Here is a 20,124-nt window from a genome sequence, read left to right as displayed (position 1 = left end):
TAAGGCAAATATTTTGGCGCCGCGCAGGTCCGATGACACCGCACAGACTTGTCTGTGTTACAATCCGGGCGTCTAATCACGGCACCACACTCATAGATCCTCGGGGGATACCATGTCGTTTAAAATGAACCGTCGTCACTTCATCGCGGGCACGTCCAGCCTGATTGCAATGCATCCGTTTTCCGTCCGTGCGCAGGGTAATCAGGCCCATCTGCGGCTGATGGAAACCACTGACCTGCATGTGCATGTTTTTCCTTATGATTATTACGCTGACCGCCCCGTTGATACTGTCGGGCTAAGCCGCACAGCCAGCATTATCGAAGGTGTTCGCGCGGAATCCACGAACTCGCTTTTGCTCGACAATGGTGACTTTTTGCAGGGCAACCCGATGGGCGATTATATCGCCTACGAGCGCGGCATGAGCGAAGGCGATATGCACCCTGTCATCACTGCGATGAATGCGCTGGGTTTTGATGGCTCTACTCTGGGCAATCATGAATTCAACTATGGTGTGTCCTTTTTGATGAAATCCGTCGCCGGGGCGGCTTTCCCTGTGGTTTCTGCCAATGTTGTCAAAGAGATGGCTGCCAATCCAACCGATGACACAACACTGGTGGCCCCCTATGCGATCCTTGATCGCGAGATCACCGATGGCAATGGCGTCACCTACCCGATCAAGATCGGTCTGATCGGGTTCGTCCCCCCGCAAATCATGAACTGGGACCGCAAGCATCTGGAAGGCAATGTGCAGGCCCGCGATATCGTCGATACCGCCCGCGCCTATATTCCGCAGATGAAGGAGCAAGGTGCTGATATCATTGTTGCTTTGGCCCACTCTGGCATTGGCGCTGCCGATCACACCGACGGGATGGAAAACGCTGCCATTCCGCTGGCCGCGATTGAAGGCATCGACGCGATCATGACCGGGCACAGCCATTTGGTTTTCCCATCCTCTAACTACGCTGACTGGGCCGGGGTTGATGTGGATGCGGGCACAATTGGCGGCAAACCGGGTGTCATGGGGGGCTTCTGGGGCAGCCATATGGGTCTTGTCGATCTGATGCTGGAACGCGACGGCAATGGCTGGCGCATCCTGTCCCACACATCCGAGGCGCGGCCTATTTCGCGACGCGAAGAAGACCGCAGCGTCACGGCACTGGTGGGCGACTATCAACCGGTGCTCGATTCCATTCAGGATATCCACGACGACACGCTGACCTATGTACGCACTGCCGTGGGCAAAACCGCTGCCCCGCTGCATAGTTATTTTGCGCTGGTGGCCGATGATCCGTCGGTTCAGATCGTATCGAACGCGCAGATGTGGTATATCAAAGAACAGTTAACAGGCACTGAGTACGCCGATCTGCCTTTGCTATCGGCCGCAGCGCCGTTCAAAGCCGGTGGCCGGGGCGGGCCAGAATATTTCACGGATGTGCCTGTCGGGGATGTGGCGATCAAGAATGTCGCTGACCTTTACCTTTATCCCAACACTGTCCGCGCGGTGAAAGTCACTGGCGCGCAAGTCAAGGATTGGCTGGAACGCTCTGCCGGTATGTTCAATCAGGTGGATGCCGGGGCAACCGACGCGACCCTGCTGAACCCTGAATTTCCAAGCTATAATTTCGACGTCATGGATGGTGTCACCTATCAAATCGACCTGACCCAGCCGTCAAAATTCGACAGGGAGGGCGCGGTGATCAACCCGGATGCCAACCGGATCGTCAATCTGGAATACGAAGGTGAACCGATTGATCCGGCACAGGAATTCGTGGTGGCCACGAATAACTACCGCGCGTCTGGCGGGGGCAGTTTCCCCGGTGCAGGCGGGGACACGATCATCTTTGAAGGGCCAGACACCAACCGTGATGTGATTGTACGTTATATCGTGGACCAGGGCACGATTGATCCAAAGGCCGATGCCAACTGGTCCTTTGCGCCAATGCCCGGCACTTCGCTGATGTTCGAAACCGGCCCCGCCGGTGCGGCCTATGCAGATAGCGTCGCAGGGATGAAGATCGCCCCCGCGGGCAGTTCCGACAGCGGCTTTGCCCTGTTCCGTATCGACATGTAACGCAACGCGCGGTGGGTGATGCCCACCGCGCGACGCCCACCGTCCCAATTATGCCCGTTTACCTGTTCATGCAGGGAAATGCGCGGGCGATCACCTATCGGAAATGCGTCGGACTTTCATCGGACTTCCGCGCGGCATGGGCCGGGTTAACGCTGCGTGCGGTTGATCTCTGAACGCGGGGTTAGATTTGGCTTCACCGGTCGCAGGTTTCCAGCCCCCGGCCCGCGCACGCCCAAATTCAAAAAAATAATCACCCGCGCGAAACTTTGTCCCGCTGTTGTCCGTGGATTGAGCAGATGACCCGCAAAGAGCAGGTCTTGGCAAACCAAAAGGACGATACACATGACCATCAAGCACACAGCCGCTTTGAGCCTTGCTGCACTTACACTGGCAGCCCCCGCATTTTCCATGGGTCACGCTGGCACAATGGGCTACGCACTGGCCGACGATGGCAGCACATTGGTCACTATGACGGATATCGCCACCCCGGGCGACGTGCAAACATACACGCTGGACACGCCGCTGCGCGCCATCGCGTATCGTCCTGTCACCGGTCAGCTTCTGGGCTTTGCCGATGGTACCCTTTACGAAATCAACCCGATGTCCGGCGCGCTGACCGATCTAGGCGCGACATTCATGGATGATGCCGTGATCGCTAACGGCGCGGTTGCTTTTGATTTCAACAACCAGATCGACGCGGTGCGTGCCGTGGGTGCTGACGGTTCCAACCTTGTCTATTTCCCCGCCGGTTTCGGTGACAATGACGAGCGCGCCAATTCCGTGCGCCGCTTTACGGATGCCTTCTATGTGGACGGTGACAATTCCGCCGGGACAGATCCGATTATCTTTGCGAACGCCTACACCAATGCAATCGCTGGTTCTAAGGCCGCATCCACGGCGCAATATGCGCTGGACGCCCATGCGAACGCCTTAGTCACACTGGCCAATAACGCCGGTGAACTTGCGACTGTTGGTCTGCTGACCGTCGATGGCGAAGCGGTCGACGTGACCGATGCCGGTGGCTTTGACATCGTGTCACCTGCCGAAGGCATCGATATGGCGTATGCGATCCTACAGATCGACGGCGCAGACAGCGCTGGCCTTTATATGGTTGACCTGACTTCAGGTGCGCTGACAGATCTGGGCGATCTGGGCATGGGCGGCTTTACAGGCTTCGCCGCAGCACAGGGCATGTGATCTAAAGCGTTTCGGTTCTAACCTGAGACATCACACATCACCAATTGCGGTTGAGCCGCAGGCGAAAGTCCGCAATTGGTGCTTCAGGTAGAGATCGAAATCCTTTGGCGCCCCACAGTGCCACGGCACAGGAAATACCCACAGTCTGTTGGCCGTGGGTATTTTTATTTCCGCAACTTGTGATCGGGTGGCGTTATCCAGCGGGAACGAAAAAGGGCGCCCCGCGGGACGCCCTTTGTGCTTGCCTGATGGCAGGCTTTATTCTTCTTCGAGCTTTTCGACAGCGGTCTGCAGGTCTTCTTTGCTGACTTCTTTGTCCGTCACGGCAGCCTGTTCAAAGATGTGGTCAACGACCTTGTCTTCGAACAGTGGCGCTTGCAGTTGCTGACGGAACTGGGCGTTTTGCTGTACGAAATCAAAGAACTGGCGTTCCTGACCGGGGTACTGACGGGCCTGGTTCATCACGGCCTGCGTCATTTCCTGATCGGTGACTTTCACGTCAGCCTTCTGACCGATATCGGCCAGCAGCAAGCCCAGCTTCACCCGGCGCTCGGCCAGTTTGTTGTGCTCATCCGTTGGGGTGATTTCGGGGTGATCATGGCCTTCTACATCGGGGTTTTCTTCGTGCCACAGCTGATGTGCGATCTGACCCGCCTCTGCCTCGACCAGTGATTTGGGCAGATCGAAGGACACTTTGCTGTCCAGCACGTCCAACAGGGCGCGTTTCGCTACGGCGCGAGACGCACCGGTGTATTCCGCCTCAAGGCGCTCTTTGATCTGGGTTTTCAGTGCTTCCAGATCGTCAGCACCGAATTTCTTGGCCAGCTCATCGTCGATCTCAGGCGCTTTGGCGGCTTTGACTTCTTTAATAGTGCAAGTGAAAACGGCTTTCTTGCCAGCCAGGTTCTCGGCCTGATAATCCTCTGGGAAGGTCACTTCGACGTCTTTTTCGTCACCGGCTTTGACCTTAAGAAGACCATCTTCGAAGCCGGGGATGAAAGAGTTAGAGCCCAGCACAAGGGGGTAATCCTCGGCGGTGCCACCTTCGAAAGCTTCGCCATCGACCTTGCCAACGAAGTCGAGCACGACTTGATCGCCGTCTTTGGCTGCGCCTTTTTTCGCCTCGTAAGTCATCGCTTGCGGGCTTTCGGCAAGGTTATCCAGCGCTTCTTTGATAGAATCGTCATCGGCTTTCACGACCATCCGCTCCAGCGAGACGGAGGCGAAATCGACGTCTTCAATGTCGGGGAGTTTTTCGTAAGAGACTTCGACGTTGACGTCGTCGCCTTCTTTCCAATCTTCATTGGTCATCTTCATCTGAGGCTGAGCCGCAGGGCGGTCGCCGCTGTCTTCCAGATGCTTGCTGAGGGCGCCGTCGATGGCTTCCTGCATTGATTCACCCATCAGGCGCTGGCCAAACTGCTTGCGCAGCAGTGCCATAGGCACTTTGCCCTTGCGGAAACCCTTCATTTCGACGCCCGGCTGCGCTTCTTTCAGCTTTTCCGCGACTTTCGCGTCAAGTTCATCCGCCGTGACGGTGATCGCGTATTCCCGCTTGAGGCCTTCGTTCAGGGTCTCGGTGACCTGCATGTTATCTCTCTTCCATATTTTTGGTGCGGGTGGAGGGACTTGAACCCCCACGCCTTGCGGCGCCAGAACCTAAATCTGGTGCGTCTACCAATTTCGCCACACCCGCATTATCAAAAGGGCCAAGCAACGCCTGACCCGTGTTTGCGCGCTGTCTAGCAAAGGTCATGGCGGGATGCGAGAGGAAAAATAACCACCCGTTGGGCGGTGTCCGCAACGTCGTTTATGATGCTGCGCGCGAGGGGTGGCGATCCGGATGTATCAGGTGAGCGATCACAGGCCCAGTGTCCGGAACACCTTTGGCAGTTCCTCGGGCAGGTCTTCGGCAATCAGCCCCGGCCCAAAGCTGCGCGCGCATTCCGTATGCAGCCATGCCCCTGCTTTTGCCGCATGCATCGGATCGAACCCACGGGCAAGCAGCCCGGTGATGAACCCGGCCAGCACATCGCCTGACCCGGCGGTGGCCAGCCAATGCGCAGATCGTTCATAGACAGCAGCATTGATGCTGCACCGCCCTGATGGGTCCGCGATGACGGTATCCGGCCCTTTGAAGAGGATCACGCACCCTGACCGTTTGGCGGCATCCCGCGTGGCATCGACCTTGGAATAGGCCGGGCCTGTGCTGGCAGGCTGGTTCAATCTTTCGGCGATGTCAGGGAACAGCCGCGCAAACTCGCCGCCATGTGGGGTAAGCACGCAGTCTTTATGCAGTTTGGCAAAAAGGCTTTCGTCCTGTGCCAGCAAGCTGAGCACATCCGCGTCCAAAACAATGCGCCGCAGTCCCGGACGTGATCCGGGTCCTTGACTTTGGCCTGCCGGTTGAGGTCCCGGATCACGTCCGGGACTGCGATGCTCTAGCACAGCGGCCAATAGTGCCTTTTCCCGGTCTCCCACACCAAACCCCGGCCCAAGGCACAGCGCATTGATCCGGTCGTCCTTTAGAATGTCATTCAATGCATAGACATCCTTGACCGCCGTCAGCATGATCGCCGTGAGCTGTGCCGCATTTTCAATCAGCGCGGCGGGTGGGCATCCTATGGTGACGGCCCCTGCCCCGATGCGTAATGCGCCCCGCGCAGAAAGGCGGGCTGCCCCGCCTTTACCGACACCCCCGGAAAGGATCAGGGCGTGGCCGTGGCTGTATTTGTGGCCATTAAATTTATCGAGCTGACGAGGCGTTTCTACCAGTTGAATCGCGTCACCCGGCGCAGCCGGGCAGCCCCCGACCGCCCCCACCCGGGATCGGGGGCTGCCCTCTATCCCGATATCAGCAACTGAAATTTTTGTTGATACTTCTGGTCCCTGGTTCAGAAAATGCCCGACCTTTTGTCTGTGAAATGTGACTGTTAAATCGGCGGGTATCACACAACCCAAGACTCGCCCACTATCGGCGCATAGGCCGCTTGGCACATCTACCGCGACACATTTGACCCCGGCCTCTGTCAATCTTTCGCGCCCCAACGCGATTATGGTGAATAATCCGGTGAAAGGGCGGGTCAAACCACTACCGAATACCGCGTCAATCAGCAGATCGAACCGATCCGGCAGTTTCAGATAGTCATCTACCAAAGGGGGCGGATCGATCCTGTAGGCCCGGATAGCCCCCATCGCAGCCCATCGTTCATAATTTACTTTCGCGTCCGGCGGTAAATTCCCGGCATCGCCATATAGGGACACATCCACTTCCCACCCCGCCTCTTTCAGCAACCGGGCGATCACAAACCCGTCGCCGCCGTTATTCCCCGGGCCGCACAGAACCACGACACGGTGCTCCCCTACACCCAACTCCGGCCATTCGGCGAGAATCGCACCTACCGCCCCCTGCCCCGCGCGCTCCATCAATTCCAGCCCGGCGACGTTACCGCTCTCAATCGCTGCCTGTTCGATGGCGCGCATTTGGGCAGCGGTCAGCAGTTCGGTCATGTGTTCAGCACCTTTAGTTTTCAAATCGCCCGATCAGAAGGCGAGTTGCACAATATTTGTGCAACACATATGCTTTCCCCAGACAAGCCTGTGGTCAGGTTCTGCCACGAATTGTACCGGTGCAAGAGAAATGGTCTGACCACCACTGAAACACCAAAGGGGAGTCGCGGGCGGATGAAGAAAATCGAAGCGATCATCAAACCATTCAAGCTTGATGAGGTGAAAGAGGCACTCCAAGAGGTGGGCGTGCAGGGTCTTTCTGTTATTGAGGTCAAAGGCTTCGGCCGTCAAAAGGGCCATACAGAGCTATATCGCGGGGCCGAATATGTGGTCGATTTCCTGCCCAAAGTGAAGATCGAGGTCGTTTTGGCCGATGATCAGGTCGAGGGCGCAATCGAAGCGATCATTGCCGCAGCCAAGACAGATAAAATCGGCGACGGCAAAATCTTTGTCTCACCGGTCGAGCAGGCCATTCGCATCCGTACCGGTGAAGCCGGCGACGACGCGCTTTAATACAACACCACCCCGGACCTGCTCCGGGGTCTCTTATTCAACGCCCTGCACACCTTCGGGGCGTCGCAATTCCAAATACGATAGGGAAGGAAAGGTAACTTAGATGGACAACAAAGCTGTTCTGAAACTGATCAAGGATGAAGAGGTCGACTACGTCGATATCCGCTTCACCGACCCGCGCGGCAAGCTGCAGCACGTGACTGTTGTCGCTGACCTGGTTGATGAAGATTTCCTCGAAGAGGGCTTCATGTTTGACGGGTCGTCCATCGCCGGGTGGAAATCCATCGACCAATCCGACATGAAACTGATGCCACAGGCCGACAGCGCCTATGTCGATCCGTTCTATGCCGAAAAAACCGTTTGCATTCACTGCAACGTGGTCGAACCCGACACGATGGAAGCCTATGACCGCGACCCGCGCGGCACCGCTGTAAAGGCCGAAGAATATCTGAAAGCCTCTGGCATCGGTGACACCGCTTATTTTGGCCCCGAAGCTGAATTCTTTGTCTTTGACGATGTGCGCTTTAGCGTGTCGATGAACAAAGTGTCCTATCAGGTTGATGCCATCGACGGCGCCTGGAACACCGACACCGAATACGAAATGGGCAACACCGGCCACCGTCCCGGCGTCAAGGGCGGCTATTTCCCAGTGAACCCCATCGATGACGCACAGGAAATGCGCTCTGAAATGCTGTCTACCATGAAGCGCATGGGCATGAAGGTCGACAAGCACCACCACGAAGTGGCGTCTTGCCAGCACGAGCTGGGCCTGATCTTTGGCACGCTGACCAAGCAAGCCGATGATCTGCAAAAGTACAAATATGTGATCCACAATGTGGCACAGGCTTACGGCAAATCCGCCACCTTCATGCCAAAGCCGATCGCAGGCGACAACGGCACCGGCATGCACGTGAACATGTCGATCTGGAAAGATGGCAAGCCGCTCTTTGCGGGCGACAAATATGCTGACCTGAGCCAGGAAGCTCTGTGGTTCATCGGCGGCATCCTGAAGCACGCCAAAGCGCTGAACGCCTTCACCAACCCGTCGACCAACAGCTACAAGCGCCTGATCCCCGGTTTCGAAGCCCCTGTGCTGCGTGCCTATTCTGCCCGTAACCGCTCTGGCTGCGTGCGGATCCCATGGGCCGAAAGCCCCAAGGCCAAGCGCGTCGAAGCCCGCTTCCCAGATCCTGCCGCCAACCCATATCTGTGCTTTGCCGCACTGCTGATGGCTGGCCTTGACGGCATCAAGAACAAGATCGACCCCGGCCCCTCTTCGGACAAGGATCTTTACGATCTGCCCCCAGAAGAGCTGGCCGAAATTCCAACCGTTTGCGCATCCCTGCGTGAAGCGCTGGAAGAGCTGGAAGCCGATCATGAATTCCTGACCGCCGGTGATGTTTTCACCAAGGACCAGATCGAAGGCTACATGGAACTGAAGTGGGAAGAGGTCTACGCTTACGAGCACACACCCCACCCGATGGAATACAAGATGTATTACAGCTGCTGATTTCAGCGATATCCCAAAAACAAAACCCGCCAGCGCAATCTGGCGGGTTTTTTACTGTCCAGTCTGCGGGGGCCAATGCCCCGTGACGATGTGATTAGTCGCTATAAGCGACCACCTTCATCAGCTGCCGCTTGAGCAAAAACGCGCAGGCCGCCGACATCAGCGTAAAGTACAGCACCGCGTTCAAAAGCAGTGCAGAACCGAGCGTTGCATACTGATTGATGTAGGTTACGGGTAAAACCAGACGCGCGCCTTGGAACAGATAGACAATCGCGACCGTGCTCAGCACCGCATAGGCTGCCCCAAGCATCAGGATGCTGGGCATGTCACGCAGTACCAAAAACATGCGCACCCTGATCGCCGTCGAATTCTGCACCATGGCAAGGCCGAACACCGCGAAGACCCCCAGCATCACCGCAAACAGCGCCCGTAAATAGCTGCTGTGCTGGGCGTAATGATCTGCGACCGACATGGTGTTCACCGGCCAGCCCAATCGTTCCAGCCGCAATTCATGTGCCGCAAAACGCTCCGCGCCGATCACTAATGCCGCTATGCCTAGTGCCGCGAACAACAGCCCGGGCAGCAAAAGCCAGCGCCACGCAGGTAAAAACAGTGCTCGCAGCGGGCGCAGCGGCGCGATGCCCAGCATGTGTAGTGCGGTGCTTTGTATCCGGAATAGAAAGAGCAGCACAAAGAAACCGATCACGACGATCTCAACCGCCAGAACGGCGTCAATCTCTAAGCTCAACGGCGCCCAGCCGAACCGCACCGGGATTTCATTGACAAAAGTGGTGATGGCCGCGGTCTGATCAAGCGAAAGGGTGAACCACGGGTGCAAGACCACAAGCCCGGCGGCAGGCAACAAATATGGTAAAGCACCGATCAGCGCCACAAGGCCCACAAACGGCGCGCCAAACAGCGTCTTGATAAACGTCCCCATATCTGTCCCTTTTTTTTCGGGCGCGCATCATGCGCGCTAAATCTATCCTGCACTGCAATGGATGCTTGATGTTATGTGCACATTGGCCAAGCTTCGCAGTTTGTGAAAGCGTCGGCCCTGCAATCCGGCCAAAAGTCGCCTTTCAGCCGGTTCATTTGGCGTAATCCCGCCAATTCAATGCAGAAATTCGGCTTTGGAGGGCCAAATAGCACGTTCTTCATCTGCGTATATCGCAGGGCTCATTGATGGCTACGGCCCGTTCGGGCGCGTAAGGTGGCTCTTAAGCCACCTTATTTGTGCAGATTCACCCGCGCCAACACACCCGCATGGTCCGATCCCAGCAGCGGGCGATAGGACGCGCTGCCGCCGCCCGGCGCGTGGACATGATCAAGAAAAATCGGCACGCCACGCAACCAATATGTAGGGCGGATAGGCCCGACCGTGCTTGTACCCGTTACCCGGTTCAGGCCACGCACGCTGGCCGCCCATGGAAAGATGTTGAAATCCCCCGCCATCACAACCGGCCCATCCAGATCAGCCAGCAGATCAACCGCCCTCTCTGCAGACGCCGCGTTGCCATACGGATAGGGCCACTGCAGATGGACAGAGGCCGCCCAAAAGCTTTGCCCGTTCCCCGCCAGCCGCGCCACTGCGGCGGCCCGCCTGTCAGAACAGCGCGTCTCCATGATCGGATAGGCTGATAGCACTGCCAGCCCGCTCCACGATGAAAACCGGCAAAGATGCTGGTAGGGGTAGGTATCGCGCAGCGCGGTCAGGATCACCTCATTGCGCTGCGATACCTCTTGCAGCATCACCACCTCTGCCCCGCTGGCACGGATATCAGCGGCCAGTTCCGGCAGCGCAGAATTCCGATACCATAGGTTCTTGCTATAAACGGTCACCTCACCGCCTGCCTGCCCCGACCCAAACAACGGCAGCGTGGTGCCAAGCGCTAGCAAGGCCGCAATGATCAGCGCAGCCCGGTCCCGGCGCGGCGCCGGGCAGGCTGCAATCAGCAAACACATCCCGCCCAGCGGTATACGAAGCAGCGCAAGGGTGTCACCCACCGGGTGCAGCCGCCCAGCGAAACCTGCCACCACGCCCAACACAAGCAGGCATGCCAGCATACGGGCTACCCAGCGCAGCAGTGTTGTCGCCCTGCCCCGGCGTTCCAACGTTGAGGGAACAGGTATCATGCGGCGGTTCTGAGAACGCTGCGACGTCCACCGCGTGGGTGCATGCTGCGCGCCCGTCCCGTCCATATATCACACATTGTTCACCCTGCTCCTCAAACCGCCCGCATGCCTGATTTTATCGCGCCCGCTTGCACAGATCATGCAGCAAAGCACGACAGATATGCGTGAATTCTTGCAGAGTTTTTCCTGAGAGCTACGCCGATCATCCGCCCCGTCTGCGCCGACAAAACTTAACGCAACACAAAACCGGGAACCAAATGGCCCGCAGCACGTTCTTTCTGCAAGGCATATATGATGCCATTTTGTAAATAGAAGAGAGGAAGACGCTATGTTGGGTTGGGCCATTACATTCCTGGTGATCGCATTGATCGCCGCCGTTCTGGGCTTCGGTGGGATCGCCGGTGCCTCCGCAGGTATCGCACAAATTCTGTTCTTTGTGTTCCTGATCCTGTTCGTCATCGCGATGATTTCGCGTGCCGTGCGGGGCAAACCACCGGTTTGAATGACCGGACGATTTGAAAAAGGCGCTGCATTTGCAGCGCCTTTTTTTATGCCTCAGCCTACGATGGCTTTGGCGGTCAGGCCTGCATCATAGCGCCCAGCCACCGCATGCGAATTTTGCGCCGTGCAACGCGCCACCCAGTCCTTGATCACCGGATCATCCGGCACCCCGTCCTGAAACCACTGATAGGGTGAGACGACCAACAGATCCGCCGCAGAATAACTGTCGCCCAGCAGATAGGGCGTTTCTGACAATTGGGATTTCAGCACCGCCACAACCTCTGCCACGCCCCGAAAGGTCGCATGAAAGATTGGGTGTTCCACCTGCGCCGCCACAGCCACATAGACCGGTTCCATCACCCCGGCATACCAGGCCAGCCAGCTCAGATAGCTGCCGCGATCCTTGTCCCCCGTAATCGGCGCAAAGCCTGCCTGCGGGAACAGATCGGTCAGGTAGAGCATAATCGCAATGGTTTCGCGGATCTCCACCCCGTCATGAACAAGAACAGGCACCTTGCCGTCGGGATGCGGGTTGGCCGGGTCAGCCCCGCCTGTCCCATCCGCGCGCGCAACGCTCACAGTGTGAATGTCGATCTGATCCCAAATATCCAGTTCCGCGATCAGCGCGATGATCCGTGTCGCACGTGAATATGGGGCGTGATACAATGTCAGCATGATGTGATGTCCTTTTGCGTGGTTTCCATGCTGCTGGTCTTACGCCCTTACCACTGTCAGTTTTCGTCAGGATGAAATGAGCCGCTCTGAACGCCTATTCCGCCTTTTGCAGGCCCTACGGCAACTGCCGCAGCCGGTCACCGCCGCACGGCTGGCCACAGAAACCGAAGTGTCCGAGCGCACGCTTTATCGCGACATCGACAGCTTGCGCGCGGGCGGTGCGCTGATCGACGGGGCGCCGGGCTATGGCTACACCCTGACCGAGGACCCCGCCCTGCCACCGCAGATGTTTGACCGGCTGGAGGTTGAGGCGCTGGTGCTTGGCCTGAGCGACGTGCAGCAACGCGGCGACCGCGATCTGGCCAATGCAGCCAGCGCGGCGCTGGCCAAGATATCGGCCAGCCTACCCGAACGGGTGCAGCGGCAGGTGCTGCATGCCACCCATATGGCCATCCGCACCCATGCCGACCCGGCCACCCTGCCCGACATGTCCGTGATCCGGGCCGCGCTCTGGGGTGAAGAAGAGCTTGAGGTTGATTACGTGGATGCTGCAGGCCGGGCGACAACGCGCCGGGTCTACCCGCTGGTGATTGCCTATGTAGAAAGCAAGATCGGTCTGTTGGGCTGGTGCTGTCTGCGGCAGGATTATCGGCATTTCCTACTGCCTCGGATCAATGGGCTACGCCGCTCTGGCGCATCCTTCCGCCCCGGCCGCGCCGCCCTGCTGCGCGACTACGCCAAGCAACGCGAGACCCGCTATCCAGCGCCAACAGACGCCACAACGTAAGGTGGGTCAAGACCCACCTTACGACTCAGCTAACGTATGAATTCGGTAATTGACGTGTAATCCTTGCGCGGGCCAGTCACGATCCAGACGCTGCGCCAGCGCGGCCAGGGAATGAAATCATAGCGCACGCGGTAGGTATCCTCACCGCACAGATGTTCCGTGCCGGTCACATATCCCGCAGGTGCAAAGCTGTGAAATGGCGCACCGTCTTCGAATGTTACCTCGACACTGTCCGACCTGAAGTGCCATTGATAGCGCCGCGTAGCCACCATCGGTGCGCCATCCCCCAAGGTCAGCGTGCCAGTCTCTGCATAAAGCAGCCGATCTACCCCCTGCTGCGTCAGCGTCGCCACCCCCGCAAGCCGCCCGCTCTGCCCCGCCTGCCGGTCGGTGATCTCCCGTGTGATCTGCCAGCGGCCTTCGAAATCGCGCGGTCCCAACATATCTGTCTCCCTTGAGCCTTTCGCACCAGCGCTTTATGAGGCAAGGCGAAACCGCTGCCCAGCCCATATCAAAGGTGTCCCATATGATCCCGCGTTACTCTCGCCCCGAAATGACCGCTATCTGGGACCCCGCTACCAAGTTCCGCATCTGGTACGAGATCGAGGCCCACGCCTGTGACGCGCAAGCCGATCTGGGCGTGATTCCCAAAGAAAGCGCCGAGGCCGTCTGGAAAGCGAAAGATGTGGAATTCGACGTCGCCCGGATCGACGAGATTGAGGCCGTCACCAAACATGACGTGATCGCCTTTCTCACCCATCTGGCCGAACATATTGGATCGACAGAGGCCCGCTTTGTGCATCAGGGCATGACATCTTCGGATGTGCTCGACACCACGTTGAATGTGCAATTGGTGCGCGCCACGGATATCCTGATCGCCGGTATGGACCGGGTGCTCGCCGCGCTGAAAACCCGCGCGCATGAACATAAAGACACAATCCGCATCGGGCGCAGCCACGGCATCCACGCGGAGCCCACCACCATGGGGCTGACATTTGCCCGCTTCTATGCCGAAATGGACCGGAGTCGCAGCCGTCTGCTGGCGGCCCGCGAAGAAATCGCCACCGGCGCGATTTCCGGCGCTGTTGGCACATTCGCCAATATTGACCCCGCGGTGGAGGAACATGTCTGCGCGAAACTGGGCCTGATCCCCGAACCGATCAGCACCCAGGTGATCCCCCGCGATCGCCACGCGATGTTCTTTGCCACGCTCGGCGTGATCGCCAGCAGCATCGAAAACATTGCGATCGAAATCCGTCACATGCAGCGGACCGAGGTGTTGGAGGCTGAAGAGTTCTTTTCAGCCGGCCAGAAAGGCTCGTCCGCGATGCCGCATAAACGCAATCCAGTCCTGACCGAAAACCTGACCGGGCTGGCGCGTCTGGTGCGCATGTCCGTGGTACCCGCGATGGAAAATGTCGCCCTGTGGCACGAACGCGATATCAGCCATTCTTCGGTCGAGCGTGCAATCGGGCCGGACACGACAATCACACTCGATTTCGCGTTGCACCGGCTTGCGGGCGTGATCGAGAAACTGGTTATTTATCCCGACAACATGCTGGCTAACATGAATAAATTCCGTGGGCTGGTCATGTCACAACGGGTTCTGTTGGCGTTGACCCAAGCGGGCGTCAGCCGCGAAGATGCTTACCGCCTCGTGCAGCGCAACGCGATGAAAGTCTGGGAGCAGGGTGCGGATTTCAAAACCGAACTGCTCGGCGATGAAGAGGTCACAGCCGCGCTGTCACCTGCTGAGATCGAAGAGAAATTCGATCTTGGCTATCACACCAAACATGTGGAGACGATCTTTGCCCGTGTCTTTGGCACCTGAACGAATTTGCGTGACCGGCCGGGGCGAAACTGCTGGCCGGTCACCTATTCTGCATCAGACAACCGAAGGCGCGTGCACGGGATAGTGTTGCGGCAGATGCGTTGATTTCGGCAGCGTATGAACCGCCGTCGCAGCGTGACGTCCGGCCATCACCGCAGGCATGCTCATTGCGACATAGCGGCGACCGTCTTCCGCGTTCACATAGGGCGCACCAATATATTTGACGTCATATCCCAACTTGCGCAGCGCCCGCAAAAGCGAAGGCCTGCTCAGAGTGATCATCTCAGTCGCGTCTTTCTTGCGGGCTTCACCGACCAACCCGTCGACAATCAGGGACAAACACTGTGCACGCTCGTCAGCGGACGTGATTTCATCTGAAATCACAACGCGTGTACATTCCCAGACGCCCCGATGGACGGCTGCATCAGGAATGATATCAGCCGGAATACCGACGAGCTTTCCAGCAACGGCGTCGCGCAACATGTAGGTGTGTGATCCCCATTCAGCAGTCGTCGCCATCGCACGTCCGCCACCCACAACTTTACCATCTTTCAGAACCAGCGAATAATGTGCCGTAGGGTTATCATACTGATCCATTTCAACATGGTCATCATGCGGAATATCCCATCCCAACTGGTCGACAAAAAATGTCTTCCGCAATGCAAGAAATTCGTAAAATGCGCTGCCATACTGGTGAAGTTGCGCGAGGTTGAATGTTATATTTTCCATGTTCACTTTCTTTCTACCCAAGCGCGAACAATTGTTCGCGGAACGTTCGTATTGCATCGTGGTAACAACGACGATGACAAATTTACTCGAAATGTTCCAATTTGAGTGAAAAAAAGTGCCGAGATATCAGATCAGTCCGTATTGGCTTGCGAGCGTCGCCGCCTGAGTCCCTGTTTTCGCTCCTAATTTCAGCTTGGCGTTTTTCAACCGTTGCTTAACCGCGCCTTCACTCACACTCAGCTCATGGGCGATCTCCTTGAGTCGCTTTCCATCTTTAACCATACCTAGCGCTTCCAACTCAGCCCGAGTCAAATTGGTCGGCGGGGCGGTCTCATTATGCCGACGCGTTAAGAAAGCCTTAAGAAGTTTCACCTCTAAGTCGGTATACTCTCTATCTGATCGCGTAAAGGATGCAAAAGATCGTTGCCCGTCCGACCCGCCATCGAAGATGGAAATCGTCACGCCATAGCGCATGCCAAAGGTCTGGGCCTGGGCAATGACGCGCTTCGGATCGTCCAGTGGGATATCGCTCCACCGGCAGGTACCGACATTACCATATGCCCAGCGCACAACCGGATCAAAGAGCATAAACCGTTGATTTGTATAATGTTCTATCCACTGCCTTGGAAAAGCATTCACCTCTTCCATCGGAAAGGCAAAGCCAATCCTAAGTGCTATGTAATGTCCCGATGGCGCAAGCTGCCCAATCTCATCAGGACCTAGTAAAGCCGACATTCAAGTACCTCGAGGCCATTTTATTTCGACAAAAGCCCTGTTGCTTTCGCACTGTTATACCTACAATGATGATACGCAATGCCCCGTTGAAGAGTATTTTGAATGGCGAGGGTTGGCAACCGGAAAGCGAGTCCGATTATGTCCGATAGACAGGTAGAGATCAGTAAGATCTTGGGGAAGCTGAAAGAATTGACACCAGCCGGTTATGTAACCGGTCTGCAAGTCAATTATACGACCCCTCGATTTATGTTTCACACCTATAGCAAAAAGTGGTTGGAATATTACTCCCAGCATGGGTTTGTAATGTCAGACCCTACAGTAGCATGGTGCTTTGAAAACCTTGGCAGTTGCCGTTGGTCAGAGCTCAACGATCCGGACAATGTACTTGATGCAGCAGCTGAACATAACATGCGTTATGGTGCTGTCTATTCCACTGATTCTGGTGGCAGCCGCAGCATGGCGGGCTTTGCCAGAAATGATCGTGAGTTCACTGATCAGGAAATCGCGGACATGTGTGAACTGGTTGAAGAGATGCACAAATTGACCATGAAGCAGTCCGAAATTCCACCAGAGACAGTACAACGACTGAAAACCATGTCTATTATGGTAACCCATCCCGGCTAACCATTCTTTTACGTCAATTGTCGTATTGGAATGGATATGGATTTCGCGCTTTCATCCCCTGACACATCCACCCTGACCCGCCGCCGCAAGGCTGCGATGATTGTTCACATGCTGATCAGCGAAGGGGGCAGCCTGTCGCTCGCTGATCTTCCCGAATCGCTGCAAGAGGCGCTGACCCGTGAACTCGGTGCTATTCGCCTTGTGGATCGCAGTACGGTCTCTGCTGTGGCCGAGGAATTTGTGAGTGAGCTTGAGGCGGTTGGCCTTGCTGCCCCTGGCACACGTGATGGGGCGATTATGGCGCTGGCGGATCATCTCAGCCCTGAACTGGCCGAACGGTTGCGCAAACAGACTGCAAGCGTGCGTAATGGGGACCACTGGCCGCGTCTGGTCGATCTGCCGGTTGAGCGGCTTGTCGCCATTATGACCGCCGAAAGCGTCGAAGTCTGCGCAGTCGCATTGTCCAAACTGCCTGTTGGTATGGCCGCAGAGGTTCTGGGGAAGACCCCAGGCGACCGGGCGCGCCGAATCACATTTGCCATGTCGCAGACCGCCGATGTCTCGCCCGATGCGGTCCGCCGCATCGGCAAGGCGCTGGCAGAAGATTACGCCTATCCCGACAACCCCGCCTTTGACAAAGCACCGGTGCAGCGTCTTGGCGCGATCCTCAACTCGACTATCACGGATAAGCGCGAGGATGTGCTGGAAGGGCTAGACAGCAAGGATCCGGACTTTGCCAATGATGTGCGCAAGGCGATCTTTACCTTCAAGGATATCGGCCCACGCGTGAAGCCCACCGATGTGCCGAACTGCATCCGCTCGGTCGATAATGAGGTTCTGACCACCGCCATCGCCGCCGCACTCGCCGGAGAGGAAGACCTGCGCAAATCTGCGGAATTCATTCTCAGCAGCATTTCGCAACGTATGGCCGAGCAAATCCGCGAAGAGGTGGACGAGCGCGGCCGGGTCAAGAAATCCGAAGGCGAAGAGGCGATGGCCGCCGTCACCACTGCAATCCGCGAAATCGCTGAAAGCGGGGTCATCACCCTGATCGACCCGGATGAGGGCGAAGAGGACGAATAGCGCGTGGACAGTCCGCGCCGTTCTGATCTAAATTCACTGCATGGAAAATGCACCCGATCACACAGCCGGTCGTCGCTGGCACGACATGGGCGGTACCGCAGCCGGCCCTGTCCCGTCCGAACAGCATGATTTCCACCTGTGGGAAAAACGCGTTGATGCGCTGATGGTGCTTTGCTCAACCAAGGGTCATTTCACCGTCGACGGGCTACGCCGCGTGCTGGAAGACATGGGCGCGGACGCCTTTGAAACAATGACTTATTACGAGCGCTGGATTGCCGCTGTGAACCAGAACCTGATCGAAGCGGGTGTTTACACCACAGCCGAACTCGGTCGCCGGATGAGCGAGGTCGCCGCGCGCGGTCAGACCTATGGTGAGGCAACCGGTGACTGAGCGCGCTTATATGCGTGTGCGCGCCGATATGCCGCCCGGCCATGTGCGCACCCCGGCCTATCTGCGCGGCAAGATCGGCTGGGTCGAACGCCAGCTTGGCCCCTTCCCCAATCCCGAAGCATTGGCCTATGATCGCCCAGCGGAAAAACTGCCGCTCTACCGTGTTCGTTTTACCATGGCTGATATCTGGGGCGATGCCGCCGAAAACCCGGCAGACACGCTCGACGCTGAAATCTACGCCCATTGGCTGGAACCTGTTCATGCCCCATGACCATCACGATCACCTGTCGCCCTCGGGCCATCCGTACCGGCCGGATGATGACCACCCGCTTACCTATTGGCAGCAGATGGAAATCGCGATTCGCGAGTTGCTTATTGAAAAGGGCGTGGTGACGGCGGCCGAAATCAGCGCCCAGATTGACGCGATGGATGCGCGCAGTCCAGCCAACGGCGCAGCGGTTGTGGCGCGCGCCTGGACCGATCCGGATTTCCGCAAGGCGCTAATGGCAGACGCCAGTATCGCCACACGCGAAATGGGGTTTGATATCGGCCCGATGAAGCTGATCGCAGTGGAAAACACCGCCGACACGCATAACATTATCGTCTGTACGCTCTGTTCTTGCTACCCGCGCAACCTGCTGGGCCTGCCGCCCGATTGGTACAAATCCCGCGCCTACAGGTCACGAACGGTCAAGGAACCACGCAAAGTGCTGGCTGAATTCGGTGTAACCTTGCCCGATGAGACCACCGTTCGCGTGCATGACAGCACCGCCGACATGCGCTATATTGTGATCCCTGCCCGCCCTGCCGGGACCGCAGGTTGGACGGCGGAGGCACTGGCCGCGCTGGTCACCCGCGACAGCATGATCGGCACAGGGCTGGCCAAAACACCGGACGCATAAGTGACCCAAGAAACCGACCCCGAAGGCGACCGCAAAGATTGGTTCGCCGACCGCGTGCTGCGCGGTCTGATCCGCACGCTTCTGGCGCTGCCTTATGAACGGCGCGTGCCGCTGATGGGGGCGGCGCTGCGGCGCGGGATCGGCCCGCTGGCGGGCTATCGCCGCCGGGCGGAAGAAAACCTCGCCCTGATTTACCCCGACATGGCCGCCGACGAACGCCGCAGTATTGCCAATGGCTGCTGCGACAATTTCGGGCGGACCTTGATCGAAAACTATGCGTGGCGAGAATTCGGCGAATACCTGTCAACGACCACCCCGACCGGTGCCGGGCTGGAACCGCTGGCACAGGCAGCGCAAGACAAGCGCCCGGTGCTTTTTGTCACCGCTCATTTTGGCAATCATGAGGCCCCGCGCCAAGTTCTCACACGCATGGGCCACACAATCGGCGGGCTTTATCGCCCGATGCAAAACGCTTATTTCAATGCGCATTATGCCAAGACGATGACGTCCTGGGGCGGGCCGGTTTTTGAACAGGGCCCACGCGGCACCATGGGTTTTGCGCGACATCTGAAGCGCGGCGGCATGGGCACATTGCTGTTTGATGTGAACGCAAAAGGCGTACGCATCCCGTTTCTGGGCCACCCCGCCCACACCGCCACATCCGTCGCCGATATCGCGCGCAAGATGGATGCGCTTGTGATCCCTTATTTTGGCATTCGGCAGGCCGACGGGTTGTCCTTTGCGGTTGAGGTGGAAGCGCCGGTCGCACAAGGCAGTGTCGAAGACATGATGATCGAGGTGACCCAGCGGCTAGAAGCGCAGATCGCCCGCAATCCGGCACAATGGTTCTGGGTGCACCGGCGCTGGAAAAAACGGCGCGGCGATGATCGAAAAACGGCCGAACAACCTACATCGCAAGGGGCTTAGAC

General features: G+C 57.6%; 21 protein-coding genes and 1 tRNA gene. 13 read left to right on the top strand and 9 right to left on the bottom strand.

The genetic code is table 11. From position 1 onward, the window contains the following. Nucleotides 1-112: 112 nt before the first annotated feature. Both ACJ5NV_RS08590 and ACJ5NV_RS08585 read left to right on the top strand, forming a co-directional pair. A complete protein-coding gene (locus ACJ5NV_RS08590; protein WP_411643254.1) occupies nt 113-2,071 on the top strand; it encodes a bifunctional 2',3'-cyclic-nucleotide 2'-phosphodiesterase/3'-nucleotidase in 1,959 nt (652 codons plus the stop codon). A 342-nt stretch (nt 2,072-2,413) separates the two neighbouring features. Beyond that, complete coding sequence (locus tag ACJ5NV_RS08585) at nt 2,414-3,268, top strand: DUF4394 domain-containing protein (protein ID WP_411643253.1); 855 nt, start codon at nt 2,414-2,416, stop codon at nt 3,266-3,268. A gap of 258 nt (nt 3,269-3,526) precedes the next feature. Here ACJ5NV_RS08585 and tig read toward each other — a convergent pair whose 3' ends face one another. The 3 genes from tig to ACJ5NV_RS08570 all read right to left on the bottom strand — a co-directional run bounded on the left by tig (nt 3,527) and on the right by ACJ5NV_RS08570 (nt 6,778). Beyond that, nucleotides 3,527-4,858, bottom strand: a complete 1,332-nt coding sequence (gene tig / locus ACJ5NV_RS08580; protein ID WP_411643252.1) for a trigger factor — start codon at nt 4,856-4,858, stop codon at nt 3,527-3,529. 21 nt (nt 4,859-4,879) lie between these two features. Next, nucleotides 4,880-4,964, bottom strand: a tRNA-Leu gene (locus ACJ5NV_RS08575). Between the two features lie 164 nt (nt 4,965-5,128). After that, nucleotides 5,129-6,778 (bottom strand): NAD(P)H-hydrate dehydratase, encoded by a 1,650-nt coding sequence (locus tag ACJ5NV_RS08570; RefSeq protein WP_411643251.1) that lies wholly within the window; start codon nt 6,776-6,778, stop codon nt 5,129-5,131. A 174-nt stretch (nt 6,779-6,952) separates the two neighbouring features. Here ACJ5NV_RS08570 and ACJ5NV_RS08565 point away from each other — a divergent pair, with 174 nt between their 5' ends. Next, the gene (locus ACJ5NV_RS08565; protein ID WP_411643250.1) at nt 6,953-7,291 is read left to right on the top strand and encodes a P-II family nitrogen regulator; all 339 of its coding nucleotides are present in this window, start codon (nt 6,953-6,955) and stop codon (nt 7,289-7,291) included. A 103-nt stretch (nt 7,292-7,394) separates the two neighbouring features. Next, nucleotides 7,395-8,801, top strand: a complete 1,407-nt coding sequence (glnA, locus tag ACJ5NV_RS08560) for a type I glutamate--ammonia ligase (RefSeq protein WP_411643249.1) — start codon at nt 7,395-7,397, stop codon at nt 8,799-8,801. Between the two features lie 94 nt (nt 8,802-8,895). On the opposite strand, the gene ACJ5NV_RS08555 is transcribed toward glnA, so the two are convergent. Both ACJ5NV_RS08555 and ACJ5NV_RS08550 read right to left on the bottom strand, forming a co-directional pair. Continuing rightward, nucleotides 8,896-9,741: a hypothetical protein gene (locus ACJ5NV_RS08555; RefSeq protein ID WP_411643248.1), complete on the bottom strand. Its 846-nt coding sequence runs from the start codon at nt 9,739-9,741 to the stop codon at nt 8,896-8,898. Nucleotides 9,742-10,031: 290 nt separating this feature from the next. After that, nucleotides 10,032-10,937 (bottom strand): endonuclease/exonuclease/phosphatase family protein, encoded by a 906-nt coding sequence (locus tag ACJ5NV_RS08550; protein WP_411643247.1) that lies wholly within the window; start codon nt 10,935-10,937, stop codon nt 10,032-10,034. A 328-nt stretch (nt 10,938-11,265) separates the two neighbouring features. Here ACJ5NV_RS08550 and ACJ5NV_RS08545 point away from each other — a divergent pair, with 328 nt between their 5' ends. After that, on the top strand, nt 11,266-11,439 hold the full coding sequence (locus ACJ5NV_RS08545) for a DUF1328 domain-containing protein (protein WP_411643246.1): 174 nt from the start codon (nt 11,266-11,268) through the stop codon (nt 11,437-11,439). A gap of 53 nt (nt 11,440-11,492) precedes the next feature. On the opposite strand, the gene ACJ5NV_RS08540 is transcribed toward ACJ5NV_RS08545, so the two are convergent. Continuing rightward, the gene (locus ACJ5NV_RS08540; RefSeq protein WP_411643245.1) at nt 11,493-12,113 is read right to left on the bottom strand and encodes a glutathione S-transferase family protein; all 621 of its coding nucleotides are present in this window, start codon (nt 12,111-12,113) and stop codon (nt 11,493-11,495) included. A 76-nt stretch (nt 12,114-12,189) separates the two neighbouring features. Here ACJ5NV_RS08540 and ACJ5NV_RS08535 point away from each other — a divergent pair, with 76 nt between their 5' ends. After that, the gene (locus ACJ5NV_RS08535) at nt 12,190-12,900 is read left to right on the top strand and encodes a helix-turn-helix transcriptional regulator (protein ID WP_411643244.1); all 711 of its coding nucleotides are present in this window, start codon (nt 12,190-12,192) and stop codon (nt 12,898-12,900) included. A 29-nt stretch (nt 12,901-12,929) separates the two neighbouring features. On the opposite strand, the gene ACJ5NV_RS08530 is transcribed toward ACJ5NV_RS08535, so the two are convergent. Continuing rightward, nucleotides 12,930-13,343, bottom strand: coding sequence for a DUF6314 family protein (locus tag ACJ5NV_RS08530; RefSeq protein WP_411643243.1), 414 nt, complete (start codon nt 13,341-13,343; stop codon nt 12,930-12,932). An 83-nt stretch (nt 13,344-13,426) separates the two neighbouring features. On the opposite strand from ACJ5NV_RS08530, the gene purB reads away from it, so the two are divergent. Beyond that, nucleotides 13,427-14,731 (top strand): adenylosuccinate lyase, encoded by a 1,305-nt coding sequence (gene purB, locus ACJ5NV_RS08525; RefSeq protein ID WP_411643242.1) that lies wholly within the window; start codon nt 13,427-13,429, stop codon nt 14,729-14,731. A 54-nt stretch (nt 14,732-14,785) separates the two neighbouring features. On the opposite strand, the gene ACJ5NV_RS08520 is transcribed toward purB, so the two are convergent. Both ACJ5NV_RS08520 and ACJ5NV_RS08515 read right to left on the bottom strand, forming a co-directional pair. Further along, nucleotides 14,786-15,460 (bottom strand): acyl-homoserine-lactone synthase, encoded by a 675-nt coding sequence (locus ACJ5NV_RS08520; RefSeq protein ID WP_411643241.1) that lies wholly within the window; start codon nt 15,458-15,460, stop codon nt 14,786-14,788. A gap of 126 nt (nt 15,461-15,586) precedes the next feature. Beyond that, entirely contained in the window at nt 15,587-16,195 is a 609-nt protein-coding gene (locus tag ACJ5NV_RS08515) for a helix-turn-helix transcriptional regulator (RefSeq protein ID WP_411643240.1), read from the bottom strand. Between the two features lie 138 nt (nt 16,196-16,333). On the opposite strand from ACJ5NV_RS08515, the gene ACJ5NV_RS08510 reads away from it, so the two are divergent. The 6 genes from ACJ5NV_RS08510 (at nt 16,334) to ACJ5NV_RS08485 (ending at nt 20,122) form a co-directional block, all read left to right on the top strand. Then, a complete protein-coding gene (locus ACJ5NV_RS08510) occupies nt 16,334-16,819 on the top strand; it encodes an autoinducer binding domain-containing protein (protein WP_411643239.1) in 486 nt (161 codons plus the stop codon). A gap of 36 nt (nt 16,820-16,855) precedes the next feature. Then, nucleotides 16,856-17,902 carry a FliG C-terminal domain-containing protein gene (locus ACJ5NV_RS08505; RefSeq protein ID WP_411643238.1) on the top strand — a complete coding sequence of 349 codons (1,047 nt, stop codon included), beginning with the start codon at nt 16,856-16,858 and terminating at the stop codon, nt 17,900-17,902. Between the two features lie 85 nt (nt 17,903-17,987). Then, entirely contained in the window at nt 17,988-18,293 is a 306-nt protein-coding gene (locus ACJ5NV_RS08500; protein WP_411643393.1) for a ScnB-like protein, read from the top strand. Between the two features lie 10 nt (nt 18,294-18,303). Continuing rightward, entirely contained in the window at nt 18,304-18,564 is a 261-nt protein-coding gene (locus ACJ5NV_RS08495; RefSeq protein WP_411643392.1) for an SH3-like domain-containing protein, read from the top strand. After that, nucleotides 18,554-19,195, top strand: a complete 642-nt coding sequence (gene nthA, locus ACJ5NV_RS08490) for a nitrile hydratase subunit alpha (protein ID WP_411643237.1) — start codon at nt 18,554-18,556, stop codon at nt 19,193-19,195. Before ACJ5NV_RS08495 ends, nthA begins: the two co-directional genes overlap by 11 nt. Further along, nucleotides 19,196-20,122 carry a lysophospholipid acyltransferase family protein gene (locus ACJ5NV_RS08485; RefSeq protein WP_411643236.1) on the top strand — a complete coding sequence of 309 codons (927 nt, stop codon included), beginning with the start codon at nt 19,196-19,198 and terminating at the stop codon, nt 20,120-20,122. The last annotated feature ends 2 nt before the right edge of the window (nt 20,123-20,124 follow it).

Origin of the sequence: Loktanella agnita, assembly GCF_046640325.1 — a bacterium.
GTDB classification, from domain to species: Bacteria; Pseudomonadota; Alphaproteobacteria; order Rhodobacterales; family Rhodobacteraceae; genus Yoonia; species Yoonia agnita.
This window is presented reverse-complemented; position numbering and strand designations above follow the sequence as displayed.

Excerpts from the sequence above, each read along its gene's own strand:
- ACJ5NV_RS08590 (WP_411643254.1), top strand. The coding sequence starts at position 113 with ATGTCGTTTAAAATGAACCGTCGTCACTTCATCGCGGGCACGTCCAGC.
- ACJ5NV_RS08585 (WP_411643253.1), top strand. The coding sequence starts at position 2,414 with ATGACCATCAAGCACACAGCCGCTTTGAGCCTTGCTGCACTTACACTG.
- tig (WP_411643252.1), bottom strand. The coding sequence starts at position 4,858 with ATGCAGGTCACCGAGACCCTGAACGAAGGCCTCAAGCGGGAATACGCG.
- ACJ5NV_RS08570 (WP_411643251.1), bottom strand. The coding sequence starts at position 6,778 with ATGACCGAACTGCTGACCGCTGCCCAAATGCGCGCCATCGAACAGGCA.
- ACJ5NV_RS08565 (WP_411643250.1), top strand. The coding sequence starts at position 6,953 with ATGAAGAAAATCGAAGCGATCATCAAACCATTCAAGCTTGATGAGGTG.
- glnA (WP_411643249.1), top strand. The coding sequence starts at position 7,395 with ATGGACAACAAAGCTGTTCTGAAACTGATCAAGGATGAAGAGGTCGAC.
- ACJ5NV_RS08555 (WP_411643248.1), bottom strand. The coding sequence starts at position 9,741 with ATGGGGACGTTTATCAAGACGCTGTTTGGCGCGCCGTTTGTGGGCCTT.
- ACJ5NV_RS08550 (WP_411643247.1), bottom strand. The coding sequence starts at position 10,937 with ATGATACCTGTTCCCTCAACGTTGGAACGCCGGGGCAGGGCGACAACA.
- ACJ5NV_RS08545 (WP_411643246.1), top strand. The coding sequence starts at position 11,266 with ATGTTGGGTTGGGCCATTACATTCCTGGTGATCGCATTGATCGCCGCC.
- ACJ5NV_RS08540 (WP_411643245.1), bottom strand. The coding sequence starts at position 12,113 with ATGCTGACATTGTATCACGCCCCATATTCACGTGCGACACGGATCATC.
- ACJ5NV_RS08535 (WP_411643244.1), top strand. The coding sequence starts at position 12,190 with ATGAGCCGCTCTGAACGCCTATTCCGCCTTTTGCAGGCCCTACGGCAA.
- ACJ5NV_RS08530 (WP_411643243.1), bottom strand. The coding sequence starts at position 13,343 with ATGTTGGGACCGCGCGATTTCGAAGGCCGCTGGCAGATCACACGGGAG.
- purB (WP_411643242.1), top strand. The coding sequence starts at position 13,427 with ATGATCCCGCGTTACTCTCGCCCCGAAATGACCGCTATCTGGGACCCC.
- ACJ5NV_RS08520 (WP_411643241.1), bottom strand. The coding sequence starts at position 15,460 with ATGGAAAATATAACATTCAACCTCGCGCAACTTCACCAGTATGGCAGC.
- ACJ5NV_RS08515 (WP_411643240.1), bottom strand. The coding sequence starts at position 16,195 with ATGTCGGCTTTACTAGGTCCTGATGAGATTGGGCAGCTTGCGCCATCG.
- ACJ5NV_RS08510 (WP_411643239.1), top strand. The coding sequence starts at position 16,334 with ATGTCCGATAGACAGGTAGAGATCAGTAAGATCTTGGGGAAGCTGAAA.
- ACJ5NV_RS08505 (WP_411643238.1), top strand. The coding sequence starts at position 16,856 with ATGGATTTCGCGCTTTCATCCCCTGACACATCCACCCTGACCCGCCGC.
- ACJ5NV_RS08500 (WP_411643393.1), top strand. The coding sequence starts at position 17,988 with ATGGGCGGTACCGCAGCCGGCCCTGTCCCGTCCGAACAGCATGATTTC.
- ACJ5NV_RS08495 (WP_411643392.1), top strand. The coding sequence starts at position 18,304 with ATGCGTGTGCGCGCCGATATGCCGCCCGGCCATGTGCGCACCCCGGCC.
- nthA (WP_411643237.1), top strand. The coding sequence starts at position 18,554 with ATGCCCCATGACCATCACGATCACCTGTCGCCCTCGGGCCATCCGTAC.